This window comes from Streptomyces gamaensis, assembly GCF_042656465.1.
Taxonomy (GTDB): Bacteria; Actinomycetota; Actinomycetes; order Streptomycetales; family Streptomycetaceae; genus Streptomyces; species Streptomyces gamaensis.
Genome location: NZ_JBHSPB010000002.1, coordinates 388,259 through 401,499, shown reverse-complemented (window position 1 = coordinate 401,499; position 13,241 = coordinate 388,259). Strand labels below are relative to the sequence as shown.

General features: G+C 72.3%; 13 protein-coding genes. 3 read left to right on the top strand and 10 right to left on the bottom strand.

The annotated features are described in order from the left end of the window. Positions 1-134: 134 nt before the first annotated feature. The 7 genes from ACFP1Z_RS04420 to ACFP1Z_RS04390 all read right to left on the bottom strand — a co-directional run bounded on the left by ACFP1Z_RS04420 (position 135) and on the right by ACFP1Z_RS04390 (position 7,739). Positions 135-1,499: a tetratricopeptide repeat protein gene (locus tag ACFP1Z_RS04420; protein ID WP_390314515.1), complete on the bottom strand. Its 1,365-nt coding sequence runs from the start codon at positions 1,497-1,499 to the stop codon at positions 135-137. A 212-nt stretch (positions 1,500-1,711) separates the two neighbouring features. After that, the gene (locus tag ACFP1Z_RS04415) at positions 1,712-3,571 is read right to left on the bottom strand and encodes an FG-GAP-like repeat-containing protein (RefSeq protein ID WP_390314514.1); all 1,860 of its coding nucleotides are present in this window, start codon (positions 3,569-3,571) and stop codon (positions 1,712-1,714) included. A gap of 243 nt (positions 3,572-3,814) precedes the next feature. Beyond that, complete coding sequence (locus ACFP1Z_RS04410; RefSeq protein WP_390314513.1) at positions 3,815-4,450, bottom strand: 2'-5' RNA ligase family protein; 636 nt, start codon at positions 4,448-4,450, stop codon at positions 3,815-3,817. A 60-nt stretch (positions 4,451-4,510) separates the two neighbouring features. After that, positions 4,511-5,671, bottom strand: coding sequence for an MFS transporter (locus tag ACFP1Z_RS04405; protein ID WP_390314632.1), 1,161 nt, complete (start codon positions 5,669-5,671; stop codon positions 4,511-4,513). Between the two features lie 41 nt (positions 5,672-5,712). Further along, entirely contained in the window at positions 5,713-6,288 is a 576-nt protein-coding gene (locus ACFP1Z_RS04400) for a Chromate resistance protein ChrB (protein WP_390314512.1), read from the bottom strand. A 70-nt stretch (positions 6,289-6,358) separates the two neighbouring features. Continuing rightward, on the bottom strand, positions 6,359-7,306 hold the full coding sequence (locus tag ACFP1Z_RS04395; RefSeq protein ID WP_390314510.1) for a M56 family metallopeptidase: 948 nt from the start codon (positions 7,304-7,306) through the stop codon (positions 6,359-6,361). Positions 7,307-7,334: 28 nt separating this feature from the next. Then, positions 7,335-7,739 (bottom strand): BlaI/MecI/CopY family transcriptional regulator, encoded by a 405-nt coding sequence (locus tag ACFP1Z_RS04390; protein WP_390314509.1) that lies wholly within the window; start codon positions 7,737-7,739, stop codon positions 7,335-7,337. A gap of 261 nt (positions 7,740-8,000) precedes the next feature. Here ACFP1Z_RS04390 and ACFP1Z_RS04385 point away from each other — a divergent pair, with 261 nt between their 5' ends. Beyond that, complete coding sequence (locus ACFP1Z_RS04385) at positions 8,001-8,642, top strand: phosphatase PAP2 family protein (RefSeq protein WP_390314508.1); 642 nt, start codon at positions 8,001-8,003, stop codon at positions 8,640-8,642. Between the two features lie 78 nt (positions 8,643-8,720). On the opposite strand, the gene ACFP1Z_RS04380 is transcribed toward ACFP1Z_RS04385, so the two are convergent. Then, positions 8,721-9,458, bottom strand: coding sequence for a CbtA family protein (locus tag ACFP1Z_RS04380; protein ID WP_390314507.1), 738 nt, complete (start codon positions 9,456-9,458; stop codon positions 8,721-8,723). Between the two features lie 21 nt (positions 9,459-9,479). Next, complete coding sequence (locus ACFP1Z_RS04375) at positions 9,480-9,716, bottom strand: CbtB domain-containing protein (RefSeq protein WP_390314505.1); 237 nt, start codon at positions 9,714-9,716, stop codon at positions 9,480-9,482. Between the two features lie 296 nt (positions 9,717-10,012). Here ACFP1Z_RS04375 and ACFP1Z_RS04370 point away from each other — a divergent pair, with 296 nt between their 5' ends. Then, positions 10,013-10,588, top strand: coding sequence for a histidine phosphatase family protein (locus tag ACFP1Z_RS04370; protein ID WP_390314504.1), 576 nt, complete (start codon positions 10,013-10,015; stop codon positions 10,586-10,588). A 120-nt stretch (positions 10,589-10,708) separates the two neighbouring features. Here ACFP1Z_RS04370 and ACFP1Z_RS04365 read toward each other — a convergent pair whose 3' ends face one another. Beyond that, a complete protein-coding gene (locus ACFP1Z_RS04365; protein WP_390314503.1) occupies positions 10,709-12,004 on the bottom strand; it encodes a DUF1479 domain-containing protein in 1,296 nt (431 codons plus the stop codon). 89 nt (positions 12,005-12,093) lie between these two features. On the opposite strand from ACFP1Z_RS04365, the gene ACFP1Z_RS04360 reads away from it, so the two are divergent. Next, positions 12,094-13,236, top strand: a complete 1,143-nt coding sequence (locus ACFP1Z_RS04360; protein WP_390314502.1) for an ROK family transcriptional regulator — start codon at positions 12,094-12,096, stop codon at positions 13,234-13,236. The last annotated feature ends 5 nt before the right edge of the window (positions 13,237-13,241 follow it).

The window sequence follows — 13,241 nt, the reverse complement described above, 5'->3', positions numbered from 1 at the left end:
GCCGTCAGCCAGAAGCGGTTCGACCCTAGCTTCGGTGCTGTGAAGGCGTTGTGGGGCTGTAGCGGATGAGGTCTAGGGGAAATCCCATGCGGGCGGGGCGGCTCGCGGCGGCCGACCGGCCTGCTTGCCGCCGTTCAGCGACGCGCGGCGGCGCTCCCCCGCGCGAGGCGGGCCCGGGCGTCGCGGTCGTACGGGCAGCGGGGCCGCAGGCTGACGCGTTCGCTCAGCAGCGTCCGGGCGAGGTCGTGGTGTCCTGCGTGGAGGGCCGCCTCGACGAGGGTTTTCTGCAGGGCGTCGCGCTGCGCGTGGCTGCCGCCGAAGGTGTGCAGGCGGCGCCGCAGGGGCAGCAGCAGACCGACCGTGTCGGCGTACCGCCGCTGCCCGTAGGCCACGAGCGCCCGGCACACCGGCAGCCCGATCCCGGCGGTCATCGCGGCGTTGGAGAGGTCCGGGCGGCCGGGGCCGATGTCCCGCAGCCACGCTTCCCGGTCGCGGACGAGCCGTTCGGCGTCGGCGATGCGGCCGGAGCCGACGTAGGCCATGACGGCGTGGACGTCGTTGAAGGCGTAGTGGGCGCCGTCGCCCCGCCGCGCCCAGGCGTCGGCCAGCGCGGGCCACCGGTCACCGGTGTCGGTGCCCGCGAGGTACAGCCGCCACAGCAGGGACGCGGCGTCCAGGAGTTCCATGGCCGCCCCGGACGAGCCGTCGTGGTGCACGGCGGCGTCGTACACGGCCAGGACCTGGTCCGTGCGGCCGGTCTCCAGGACGTACAGGGCGTAGTGCCACCAGTTGTGCACGTTCAGGTAGTTGCCGGTCGACCAGTCGTCGGTGCGGGCGTCGAGGTAGCGGATGCCGTCCTCGTGGCGGCCCTGCATCTCGTAGGCGTGCACGACGGCGTGGATGCCCCACACGTCGCGTGCGTTGCGTTCCACGGCTTCCAGGCCCACGTGTTCGGCGCGCGTGCAGTGCCCGGCCTCCTCCAGGCCGAACGCGTACATGCCCTGCAGCAGTCCGTAATGCGGATCGTCCTCGTCCCAGGCGGACAGCGCGCCGCCGATGCGGTCGCGCAGCAGCACGGCGTCTCCGGTGAAGAAGTCGATCTGGTGGCCGACCGCGAGGGCGAGGGCGTCTGTGGGGTGTGCCACGGTGAGTTCGGCGAGGACGCGGCCGGCCCGGTGCATGTCCCCGGCGAGCCAGGAGGAGGCCGCTTCGACGTGCATGCGCTCGCGTGGCGTCAGGTCGGTCACGGGCACGTCCCTGCGGTAGGCCGCGAACTCCGTGGCCGCCTCGGCGGCGTCCTTCTCCTCCGTGCCGAGCAGCCCCAGGTACGCGCGCAGCACATTGCCCATGGCGGACCGGGGTGAGGCGTCGTGCAACGCCCGTGCCTCCGCCGCCACTTCCTCGCGGAAGAAGAGCAGGTCGTCGAGTGCTTTTTCGTAGTGCCGCACCGCGTCGGCGTCGGTGTACGTCATCGTGTGGGCGTGCCGGTCCGTGACCACCGTGTCCTCCTCGGGGTTGCTCTGCGCCGGGGGGATCTCTGCCCTGGGGTGGGGGGTGGAACACCGGGGGCGGGTGCCGCCTGTGGTCCGGCGGGCGTGCCGGTATACGCGTCGAGGCCCTCCCGCCGGTGCGGGAGGGCCTCGGGCCGGTCAGGGGCGAATGTGCCCGTCGCGTGAGCGCGGCTGTTTACGCCGGGGAGTTGGGCGGCTGTTTACGCCGGGGAGTTGTCGTCGCCCGGCACCTTGTTCTCCCACACCTTGGCGGGCGTGTTGAAGCCCGTGCCCTTGCTGGTGAAGGTCCAGATGCCCGTCGCGTTGCGGCCGCTCGCGTACTTGCCGTACTCGTACGGCACCGCGAGGTCCGCCTTGCCGTCACCGGTGAGGTCGCCGGCGAGGAAGGTGCTGCGGCTCCAGGTCCAGCTGCTGGGGCTCTTCCACACCAGCGAGGGCGCGTCGAAGCCGCTGCCGTTGCTGGTGAACGTCCACAGGCCGGTGGTGTTGCGGCCGTCCTGGACGCCGTAGTCGTAGAGCACGGCCACATCGGCCTTGCCGTCACCGTTGAAGTCGCCGGCTACCAGCTTGCTGCTGTTCCAGTTCCAGCCGTCCTTGCTCCGCCACACCAACGACGGCGCATCAAAACCACCGCCATTACTGGTGAACGTCCACAAACCACTCGTGTTCCGGCCGTTCTCCACACCGTAGTTGTAGAGAATGGCCAGGTCGGACTTGCCGTCGCCATTGAAGTCACCGGCTACCAGCTTGCTGCTGTTCCAGTTCCAGCCGTCCTTGCTCCGCCACACCAACGACGGCGCATCAAAACCACCGCCATTACTGGTGAACGTCCACAAACCACTCGTGTTCCGGCCGTCCTCGACACCGTAGTTGTAGAGGACGGCGAGGTCGGCCTTGCCGTCGCCGTTGAAGTCACCGGCGGCGATCGTGGAGCTGTTCCAGTTCCAGCCGTCCTTGCTCTTCCACACCAGCGACGGCTCGTCGAAGCCGCTGCCGTTGCTGGTGAACGTCCACAGGCCGGTGGTGTTGCGGCCGTTCTCGACGCCGTAGTTGTAGAGGACGGCCAGGTCGGACTTGCCGTCGCCGTTGAAGTCGCCCGCGACGAGCTTGCTGTTGGCGAGGGTCCAGCTTCCGGTGGACCGCCACACCACGCGGGGGGCGCTGAAGGTGCCGTCGCCCTTGCCGGTGAAGACCCACAGGGCGGCGCGGTTGCCGCCTTCGGGGGCCTTGCCGTAGTCGTAGAGGGCGGCGAGGTCGGCCTTGCCGTCGCCGTCGAAGTCGCCCGTGACGGTGGTGAACTGCTGCGGCTGGTTGCGGACCTGGTCGACCCAGCCGCTGAGGTCGTCGACACGCGTGTCGACCGCGCCCTTGTGCGTCTGCGGGCCGTCCTGGCCGAGGCAGCCGTTCTGCCAGGAGGTGCTGTTGACGGCGGCCAGTTCCACGCGGCCGTTCCGCTCGCGGACGGCCGGGCCACCGGTGTCGCCCTTGCAGACAGCAGCATCGGCGCTCTTGCCGCTGAGGGACACGGAGGTGTCCGTCACCGCGTCCACGGTGAACTCGGCGGTGTGCGGCCGGTCCGGCACCCACTCGTCCTTGGTGCGGCCGAAACCGGCGACCTTGAGCACATCGCCCTGAGCGGGCGCGGAGCTCGTGAGCGTCACCGGGGTCACGCCCTTCACGGGTGCGGCGAGGCGGACCATCACCAGGTCGCGGTCCTCACGGGGGACGAGCTCGATCGCGTTGGTGACGGCGGCGTCGGCGCGCGTGAGGTCCGAGCCCACGGACACCGTGGTCCGCTGCTTGAGCAGTCCCGGCGTGACCTTGCCGTCGGAGCCGGCGAAGCAGCTCGCGGCGGTGAGCACCCAGCTCTGGTCGACGAGCACGCCGGAACAGCCGCGCGTGCCGCCGTCGATGTCGAGCTTCGCGCTGAACGCGTAGCCGCCGTCCTTGACCTCGTCACCGACGACGGCGGCGGCCGGGGTGCCGGTCAGCGCGACGGCGCCGACGGCGGTGGCCAGAAGTCCTGTTGCCCACGCGGTGCGTGAACCCTTGCGAGACACGATGGTTTCCCTTGGTGTGCGGTGGTGATGACCGGAGGCGCACTCGGCACCTCGTCATGCCGAATGGTCCAGGGGAGTCGTGCGGTGCGGGTCGGGCTGACGGCAACCGGAACGGCTGATCGGACCCCCCGTTGTCGATGCCTGGCCTGATGGCCCGTCGGCCTCCCCCTGCGCGGCCGGAGCCCTATAGATATCACCTGTACCGGTGTGTCCAGAAGCCGGTATCACGCGCCGTAACCACCGTCACATCCAGCGACCGCCGGATCCGCGGCCCCGCGGCCAGTACTCCGGCAGCCGGCGGACCTCGCCCGTGCCCAGCGTGATCCTGGCCCTGGGCCGCATGGGTTCCTCACCATGCCGGGAGAGCAGGACCACCTCCTCGACCACGGCCGTGCGGGTGCCGAGCCGGGCGGCGCACTCGGCGGCCAGACGTCGCGGGTCCTGGGTGCGGCCGAGGGACAGGTGCGGGGTGAAGCGGCCGCCGTGCCCGCGGCACAGCGGGAACCGCAGCCCCAGCGTCCGCTGGAGCCGCGTCCACGGCTCCGGGCCGGCGGCGGCCGGGTCGAGCCACACCGTCGCGTACTGGCGGTGCCGGAAGTACCGCACCCCGGACAGCCGCGCCGTGAACGCCGGGCTCTCCGCCGCCCCGGCGGAGAGCAGCGGCACGGCCCGCGCGAACTCCTCCTCCGGTACGAAGCCGAACAGCAGGTTCACATGCGGCGGCCACCGCCGTACCTGCGGATCGTGCTCCCAGCGGATGTCCTGGATCGCGGGCCAGAGCTCCTGGGGCGGCAGCCACGCCACCGCGGTCCGGGCCGTCGGCGCCGCCTCCAGCACGTCCGCCGGCCCGGCCCCGTCGAAGAGCGGATCGCCGTTCACACTCCCATGCTCCCGGCCGTGTCCGGATCGCACGAGACGACGGCCCCCGTACCGCTGTCGTCACCCCTCCAGTTCGCGGCCCGCCACCGGTACCGCGCGGCGGCGGGCGGCGAGCACGACGGCGGGGCCCGCGGCGAGGAGGAGGGCGAGGGCGGCGTAGCCGTAGGTGAGCGTGGCCGTGGTGGCGACGGCGGCGACGAGCAACGGGCCGCCCGCGTCGCCGAGTTCACGGCCGAGTTCGGCGGCGCCCATGGTCTGGCCGAGGCGTTCTCGCGGGGCGCCGGCGGCGAGGGCGGCGAAGCCGAGCGGGGTGATGATGCCGGTACCGGTGCCGATGAGGACGGCGGCGAGCAGCAGGCCGGTGAGCCCGGGGAGCATGGCGCAGGCAAGGCCGGCGGCGGTGGTCAGCAGGCCGGCGCCGATACCGGCGCGTACGCCGATCCGCCCCTCGTCCAACGCCCGTCCGGCCCTGGGCTGGACGAGAGCGGCGCAGCCGGCGAGGACGGAGACGGCGGCGCCGGTGGCGACGGTGCCGAGGTGGGCCGAGGCGCCGGAGACGGGCAGGAAGCCGACGCCGACGGACAGCGCGGCGGTCGCGCCCGCCAGGGCCGCGGTCGGGGTGAGGAAGGCCGGGTCGAGCAGGCGCCGGGCCAGGTCGAGGACGGTCTGCCGGCTGCGGGGCAGCGGCGGCACGTGCGGTACGGCCAGGGCCGCCCAGAGCGCGACGGCGGCTGCCAGTACGGCCATGACGGCGAAGAGCAGCCGCAGCCCGCCGGCCCACACCAGGACACCGCCCAGCAGCGGGCCGAGGGTGTAGCCGATCGACTTGTAGAAGCCGTAACTGCCGAAGGCCCGGCCGTGCTTGGCCGCCGGGTTGAGCCGCGCGACCAGCGCCGAGGCGGACGGGGAGAAGGCGGAGGCGGCAGCGCCCTGGCCCGCTCGCGCGGCCCACAGCCAGCCGGGGGTGTCCGCCACCGCGTACAGGGCGGAGGCCACGGTGAAGGCGAGGAGTCCGCCGAGCAGGACGGGGCGCGCGCCGATACGGTCGGCGAGCGTTCCGAAGAGGGGTTTGAGCAGTACCTCGGCACCGTCGTACAGGGCCAGGAGCCCGCCCAGGACCAGCAGCGAGGTCACCGCGTCGTCGGAGAAGCCGCCCAAGGTGGCGGCGACACCGTGCGCGCCGAAGGCGGTGGTGAACCCGGCCGCGTACAGCGGCCACATCCGGCCCGTCGAAGCGGCTCGGGTCTGCGGTGTGCGGGTGCTCATGCCGGACCGCCTTCCGTGCCGGAGCCGAAGGCGTGCAGGTGGGCGAAGACCTTGTCGCTGTAGTCCTCGAACCGGCGGACGCATTCGGCGAGTTGCTCCCCGGCCTCGGGAGCACCGCTAGCGCCGAAGACGTCACGGGCCTTGAGGTCGCGGTGCCAGCGGCGCAGCCGCTCCAGGCTCTGTTCCTCTTCCTCCAGCTCGGCCAGGGTGAACTTGGCGTTGCGGATCTCCTTGTCCAGCTCCGCGGTGTACTTGCCGCAGTCGGCCAGGAACTCGGCCCAGTCCTCCTCCCTGGCGGCGGTGAACATCTCCTGGAACCGCGCGGCGTCATCGGGCTCGCGCCCGGCGGCGCGCAGGACGATGGTCTCCCCCTGCGCGCGGTCGGCGAGTTCCAGCGCCCGCTGGATCCCGGCGGCGAAGACCGGCACCTCCGGCGCCGCCCACACCCCTTGCCCCAGCGACAGCGCGCCGACCTTGCGCAGCTCCCGCCACACCGCCACCCGGTGCCGGGACGGCTGCGCCGGCAGCCGCACGATCACGACAACCCACTGCATCGACGAATCTCTGCTCACATCAAGCAAAGTAACACGCGTTACATGAGCAGGGGGCGCAGTTGTCACAGGGCATGCTGAGGGAGGCGCGTTACCTGCGCGGCGTGCGGGCGAGTTCGAGGAGGCCGTGGAAGTCGTAGGCGGCTTCGAGGGAGCACACGGCCGTGGCGGCGAGTACGGCCACGGCGGCCGCGAGAGGCAGCGGCCGGTTCCGGGGGCAGGGTGCGAGGAGGGCCGCGACCCGGCGGGGTACGGGGCCCGGGGCGCGCCGGGTGTGGAAGCGGCCGAGCAGGCCCATGGCCATGGTGGTCAGGCGGCCCGGGGGGCGGGTCCGCGTGGTGGCGAGGGCCGCCTTGCCGATGGCGCGGGCGACCTGGTGCCGGTCGCCGCAGGCGAGGGCGGCGCTTTCGTCGGCCCAGCGTTCGGTGGTGTAGGCGACGGCGGTGGCCAGGGGGCGCAGCAGGGGGTTGGCGGTGGCGGCGAGCTGGGTGAAGGTGACGAAGAGGTAGTGGTGGCAGCGCAGGTGGGCGCGTTCGTGGGCGAGGAGCGCCTGGTGCTCGTCGGGGTCGAGGGCGGTGAGCATGCCGGTGGAGACCACGATGCGGCCGGGCAGGCCGGGGATGGCGAAGGCTTCGGCGGCGGGGTCGTCGCGGACGACGAGCTGGTCGGGGCCGGGCAGGCAGGCGGCCTCGGTGACGGCGCCGATCAGGGCGCGGACGCGACGCCAGAGCATGCGCGCGGTGGCGGCGACGGCGACGGTGAGGAGCAGGGCGGCGAGCAGGGCGATGGACAGGGCGGCGGGGTCGTCGCGCCGGATGATGCGCTGCGAGAGGTGACCGAGGTCCGCGACGAGCGGGATGCGTACCGCTCCGGCGAGGGCCAGCAGTGCGAGGGCCGCGCTGCCGGCCGCGGCGAGGGCTGTCGCGGAGACGGTGAGCAGCCACGTGGCCAGGCGTGGCTCCAGGCGCTCGGCCATCGGGCGGGCGGCCGCGGCGGCGAGGAGGGGGAAGAGCAGGGGGAGGTAGACAGCCAGGCGCATCCGGTCGGTTCCTTGCGGGCGGCGGGGGTCAGCGGCCGGGGTCGAGGTGGTGGCCGAGCAGCCGGCGCAGCGCTTCCTCGTCGCTGTCGCTCAGGTCGTCGACGAAGCGGGCCAGGACTGCTTCGCGGTCGCTTTCGCCGCCGAGGGCCTGGTGCATCTTGCGTGCGGCGAGCCCGGCTTCGTCGGTGACCGGTGTGTAGGCGAAGGCGCGTGAGCGGCGAGCGCGGGTGAGCAGGCCCTTGGCGTGCAGGCGGGAGCAGATCGTGACGACCGTGGTGTAGGCCAGGGTGCGGGAGAGCCGTTCGCGGACCTCGCCGGGAGTCAGCGCCTGCGGGGCGGCCTGCTGGAGCAGCTGGAGGACTTCGGCCTCCAGCTGGCCGTTGGCCCGCCGTTTCCCGCTGTTCTCCGGCTCCGATCGCGGCCCGGTGCCCATGGTGTTCCCCGCCTCCGCTTCAAGACCGTCTGCGCTCGCGCAGAAATTCTACGTGGCTGTAGCAGTCGCGGTGCGCTCCGAGGGTGCCGGGCAGGATGACGGCTCTCGCGCCCATCGACTACAGTCCTGTAGAAATTCTACGCTCGCGTAGAACCTCCCTGCCGCCGCCCGGACATGCCGGGCCGCCCGGTTCGCCATCGGCCCGCGCCGCCTCCGCACGACAGACCACGCCCCCACGACCCGCCAGGAGACCGTCCGCTCATGACCGCCGCCACCTCGCTCGCGCTCGACGGCCCCTCCGTCGACGGCCCCTGGTACACCCAGGTCACCGACACCGCCCGCCACGCCCCTGCCTGGCTCAACTCCGTCGCGGGCACCTGGACCGTCTACGGAGTCCTGCTCTTCGGTGCCCTGCTCGCCGCGGCCTGGTGGAGTGCCCGCCGGACCGGAGGCCGCGCCATGGCCGCCGTCCTGTGCGCGCCGTTCACCGTCGGCGCCGCCCTGGCCCTCAACGCCGTCGTCAAGAACCTGGTGGCCGAGCAGCGCCCCTGCCGGGCCCTGCCCGGCTCGTTCACCGTCGAACCCTGCCCCGCCCTGAACGACTACTCCTTCCCCAGCAACCACGCCGCCATGGCCGGTGCCATCGCCGCCGCTGTCTGGATCGTCAACCGCCGCCTGGGCGTCATCGCCTCCGTCGCCGCCCTGCTGATGGCCGCCTCGCGCGTGTGGACCGGCGTCCACTACCCCCACGACGTCCTCGCCGGCCTCGCCGTCGGTGTCACCGTCGTCCTCCTCGCCCACGCGCTACTGCACCGGACGGCAGCCCGCCTGCTGCCCGCCCTCACCCGCACGCCCCTGCGCCCCCTGCTGACCGCCACGGCGGCCGACGGCCACGAACGCTGACGCATGGCCTGTCGGTACGTCAACCGACGCCGAGGGCCCGCCGGTTGATGTACCGACGGGCCCACACGGCATTCCGGATCAGCGGACGGCGGCCGTCCGGGGCTCGGTCCTCGGCAGCAGCAGCCGCTCGGCCAAGTGCCCGAAGAACAGACCGAACCCGGCCCAGAGCGTGCCCTGGATGGCGAGGGCCGCCAGCCGGAAACGCCACAGGACCGTGGCCGGGAAGTCCCTGGGCACCTCATTGACCGCGGGCAGGAACACGTACGCCGCGGCGACCGCGAGGACGAAGACGGCCGAAGCCACCACCGTGGCATACCAGTTGCCCAGGCGCGGGGCCAGCCTTCTTCCCAGGATGACCGCGGCGACGCTCAGCAGCACACTGAGCGCGATCATCAGGAAGTACAGGGTGGTCCGTTTGCCGATGGTGTCCGGCTCGCCGACGGACGGCGGGTTGGCCGGGTACTTCAGGAACGGCACCACGTAGACCGCGACAAGGGCGCCCGCGGACACCAGGGCCGCTGTGGCCCGTGGACCGAACCTGCCGACGCGGCCCAGTGCCACACAGAACGCCAGGGCGGCGATGCCGCCCAGTGCCACGCCGTAGACGAGGACCCCGGTGGCCAGACCGGCCGTGGACTGCAGGGTCCGGCCGACCAACTCCTCGCCGTGGTCGTGACTGTGGGCCTCCTCGAAGGCGATGGCCGCGTCCACGTGGGGCTCCCCCACCAGATACGCCACCACCAGCGCGAGGACCCCGGCGGCGAGCCCGGCGAGCATGCCGCGGACGAGCAACGCCCGTACGGAGACGGGATTCACGGGACGCACCCCCTGCCGTCGTCAGTGGCAGGGGAAGCCGAGCAGATGGCGTCCGTCGTGCACCCACTCGTGCAAGTCCTCGCCGGACAGCAGCGAGGTGGCGCCCTGCTCGGCGCCGACGAAGTAGAGCAGGACCAGCATCAGAATGCCGAAGAAGACCGCCCAGGGAGCGATGGCCTTCAGCGAGATAGGCGAGATAGCAGTGACCGCGGGTGCGGCGGAAGCACCGGATGCGGGGTGGGCAGCAGACTGCGCCATGGCGAAACCTCCTGGGAAAACGCGTCCCGTTCCTCGGGTTCTGGACGACGCGGTACGGGTCTGACTCCCCTGCCCTCAGCACACGGTTGCTGATCATGGCCGGTTTCACAGTGGCGCGACCGTGCCGGATTCCCACCGGCTTCCGTCCCCCGTCGTCATGTCCACGCGACCGTAGCGCGAACCGAGCGGTCTGACTACGGCGTACGTCATACCCCGCACGCCCCCTGACGTGGGCACCATGGTCTGCTGCACCCAGCAACCGGCAGACAGAAGTGGGCAGAAGTGGAGAGAACTGCATGACCGTGCGCGTGATGCTGGTGTCACCGGCGATGAACCCCGCGATACGGAACGCCCGATTCGACGAGGACTCCTCCCTGGACCCGACCGGTCTGCGACAGGCGCGGGCCGCGGCGAACTCGCTGCCGAGGGCCGACCGCTACCTGTCCGCCCCGTCCGCCCGCTGCCGCGAGACGGCCGGCGCTCTCGGCCTGGACGCACCCGCGACAACCGGCCTGCGCGACCTGGACGTCGGGGACTGGAAGGGCCGGACGCTGGACGAAGTGACCGCGACCGATCCCCGGGCCGTGGCCGCCTGGCTGACGGAGCCCACCGCCGCTCCGCACGGCGGCGAGTCGACGTCGGGGCTCACCGACCGGATCGGGGCCTGGCTCGACGGCCAGAACACCCAGAGCGGCCGGGTCCTCGCCGTCGTCGACCCGGCCGTGGTCCGGGCAGCGGTCGTGCACGCGCTCGGCCTGCCGCCGGCCGCCTTCTGGCGGCTCGACGTGCGCCCGCTGTCGCTGACGACACTGACCGGCCGTTCCGGGCGGTGGAACCTGCGCTGCGGAGTGCCTCTGCTTCCCGCGCCCTGAACCCCGGACACGGCCAGGGTCCAACCCTGTTGATCCGCGCGCCGGTTGCTGCGACGGGCCGCGCTGACGGGCCGGCCCGACGAGCGGCCGTGACCCGCGCATCCCCGACACGCCCGAAGGTCAATCGAGTCCCATGCCGCGTCGGCCTGTTGCGTTGAGCTCGTCGAGGGTGAAGCGGCCGGTCCAGCTGCGCTCGTGGTGTTCCGCGGGGAAGTCGCTGGGGCTGGAGCCGGTGACGAACGCCGTGCGGACCTCGGCGGAGTAGCGCTCGTTGCGGGGGCACCAGGGGGCGGCGGGTATGTACATGACGTTGCCCCAGCCCTTCTGGTCCTTCACCGGGGCCACGCTGTGGATCATGTCGCAGTGCCACCAGACCGAGTCGCCCGCCTTGATGTCGGGAACGGGGGCGAGCGCGCGGTACAGGAGCGGGTGCCATCGCCTGGTCACGGGGAAGACCTGGTTGACCGTGACACCGCACATCGAGTCCTCGGGGACATCCGGCAGCAGCGGACGGAGCAGCAGATACGCCATGATCTCGGGGATGGGGACGGTGTGCAGGACGCCCTGGTCGTTGTCCATGTCGGACAGCGCCGTCCAGCCCTGGAAGGTGCGGAAGGCGGAGCACATCGTCGAGCCCGGGTACTGGGGGCCGGTGGTGCGGTGGGCCGCGTCCCACGGGTCGTACTCCTCGGCAGTGCCGTCGAAGAGATGGCGGAACGCCTTCTGGTACTCCTCGGTCATCCACAGATCGAGGGTGCCGGGGTCGCAGTGGGTGCCGAGGCCCGAGGAGTCACTGCCCGGCGGGCGACGGCGGATACGGTCGGGGTAGAGGGCGTCGCGGTCCGGGTCGAACCACTGGGTGCCGTCGTCGGAGGCGTGCTTCCAGAAGGAGTTGAGGAACGACTGCACGGTGGCCATGCGCTCCGACTGGCGGGCCCTCATCTGGGCCTGTGACCAGTAAACGGGGTAGATCTCGGGCTTGGAGCCGACACTGCCGAAGAAGTCGTCACCGGGACCGGTGTAGTTCTCGAAGAAGCCGTTGCGCCCGGTGTAGTCGACGACATCGGCGTCCCAGGCCAGGGCCTGCTCGCGCGGAAAGTGGCCCCGGACCACGAGGCAGCCGCGCCGCTTGACCTTGGCCAACTGCTCAGGCGTGACGGTCCCGTTGCGCAGCGCGTCGTACTCCAGGACCGGCCACACCTCTTCGCCGCGCTCCCGGTCCGCCTCGATCTCCTCGATCCGGGCCTCGATGCGCTCCTCGACGGCCGTGAAGACGTCCTGCACGGTGCGTCCCGAGGATGCGATGCGGGCGCGCAGGGCGGTCTTGATCTCGCGGATGGCGGCTGCGAGATCCCCAGGGGGCCGCTCCCAGTGCGGCAGAGCGGGGAGGTGCTGCTGTTCGGTGGCGAGCGTCATTGCCCGACTCCTTTAGTGAGAACTCCTTACTAAATCCAGAGTAGCACCGCGCCAGGCACTTGGGAAAGAGTCCTTACTAGAATGGGCGCATGCCTCCTTCCAAGCCGTCGCTGGAGATGCTGCGCGCGCTGACCGACGAGAACGTGCTGCGCGCGCTCATGGACCAGCCCCGTATGACCCGTGCGGAGATCGCGGCCCACACCGGCCTCTCGAAGCCGACCGTCTCCGACAGCGTCCAGCGCCTGAGCGGCGCGGGGCTGGTCGTCGACACCGGCGAACGCACCACGGGGCGCGGGCGGGTCGGCCTGTACTACGCCCTCGCACCCGCCTTCGGGGCCGCGCTGGTCGCCGGCATCACCCCGCGCGGAGTGACGGCCGAGGTGGTGAACGCCCACGGGCAGGTCACCGGCCGGGCCCACGCCGGACTCGGACGTACCCCGGGAGCACAGAAGGCCGCCGAGGCCCTGGCCGAGGTCGCCGGGCGGCTCCGGTCGTCGTCCGCGGGCGGGCTGCGGGCCGCGGTGGTCAGCGCCGCCGACCCCGTGGACCGCGCCACCGGCCGGCTCGTCCAGCTGCCCGACGCACCGTTCCTGGTCGGCGACCTGGACCCGGTGGCGGTGCTGTCCCCGCTCGTCGCGGGGCCGGTCCTGGTGGACAACGACATCAACTGGGCGGCGCGCGCCGAAGGTCACAGCGGCAGCGCCGCGGACGTGGACGACTTCGTCTACCTCCACCTGGGCGAGGGCCTGGGCTGTGCCGTGGTCCAGGACGGCGCGGTCAGACGCGGCCACCACGGGCTGTCCGGCGAGATCGCCCACCTGTGCACGGCCGGCCCGGACGGCACCGCGATGCCCTTGACGGAGGTGTTCGCCGCTCTCGGACTGCGCCGGCAGGCGTCGACCGCCATCGACGTCGCGGCACTCCGGTCGGCGATCGCGGGCGACGACGAGGCCGCGCAGCGGACCCGGACCGTCCTGGCCCGCGCGATCGGCGGCGTACTGGCAGCCGCCGTTGCCCTCGCCGACCCCGAACTGATCGTGATCGGCGGTGAATGGGGCGGCTGCCCACCCCTGCGGGCCGAGCTCGACCGGCACTTCGGCCGCAGCCCACGGCCGGCCCGCCTCGTCGCGGCCGAGGTGGCCTCCCCCGAACTGGCCGGTGCACGTCTGCGCGCCGTGGAGGAGCTGCGGTCCCTCCTCGTCCGCTCCGCACGGCCCGCCGCCCACGGCTGACCGGG

Bases quoted from the DNA above. Each gene is read 5' to 3' on its own strand.
- ACFP1Z_RS04385 (WP_390314508.1), top strand. From the start codon at position 8,001: ATGACCGCCGCCACCTCGCTCGCGCTCGACGGCCCCTCCGTCGACGGC.
- ACFP1Z_RS04405 (WP_390314632.1), bottom strand. From the start codon at position 5,671: ATGTGGCCGCTGTACGCGGCCGGGTTCACCACCGCCTTCGGCGCGCAC.
- ACFP1Z_RS04375 (WP_390314505.1), bottom strand. From the start codon at position 9,716: ATGGCGCAGTCTGCTGCCCACCCCGCATCCGGTGCTTCCGCCGCACCC.
- ACFP1Z_RS04395 (WP_390314510.1), bottom strand. From the start codon at position 7,306: ATGCGCCTGGCTGTCTACCTCCCCCTGCTCTTCCCCCTCCTCGCCGCC.
- ACFP1Z_RS04390 (WP_390314509.1), bottom strand. From the start codon at position 7,739: ATGGGCACCGGGCCGCGATCGGAGCCGGAGAACAGCGGGAAACGGCGG.
- ACFP1Z_RS04370 (WP_390314504.1), top strand. From the start codon at position 10,013: ATGACCGTGCGCGTGATGCTGGTGTCACCGGCGATGAACCCCGCGATA.
- ACFP1Z_RS04360 (WP_390314502.1), top strand. From the start codon at position 12,094: ATGCCTCCTTCCAAGCCGTCGCTGGAGATGCTGCGCGCGCTGACCGAC.
- ACFP1Z_RS04365 (WP_390314503.1), bottom strand. From the start codon at position 12,004: ATGACGCTCGCCACCGAACAGCAGCACCTCCCCGCTCTGCCGCACTGG.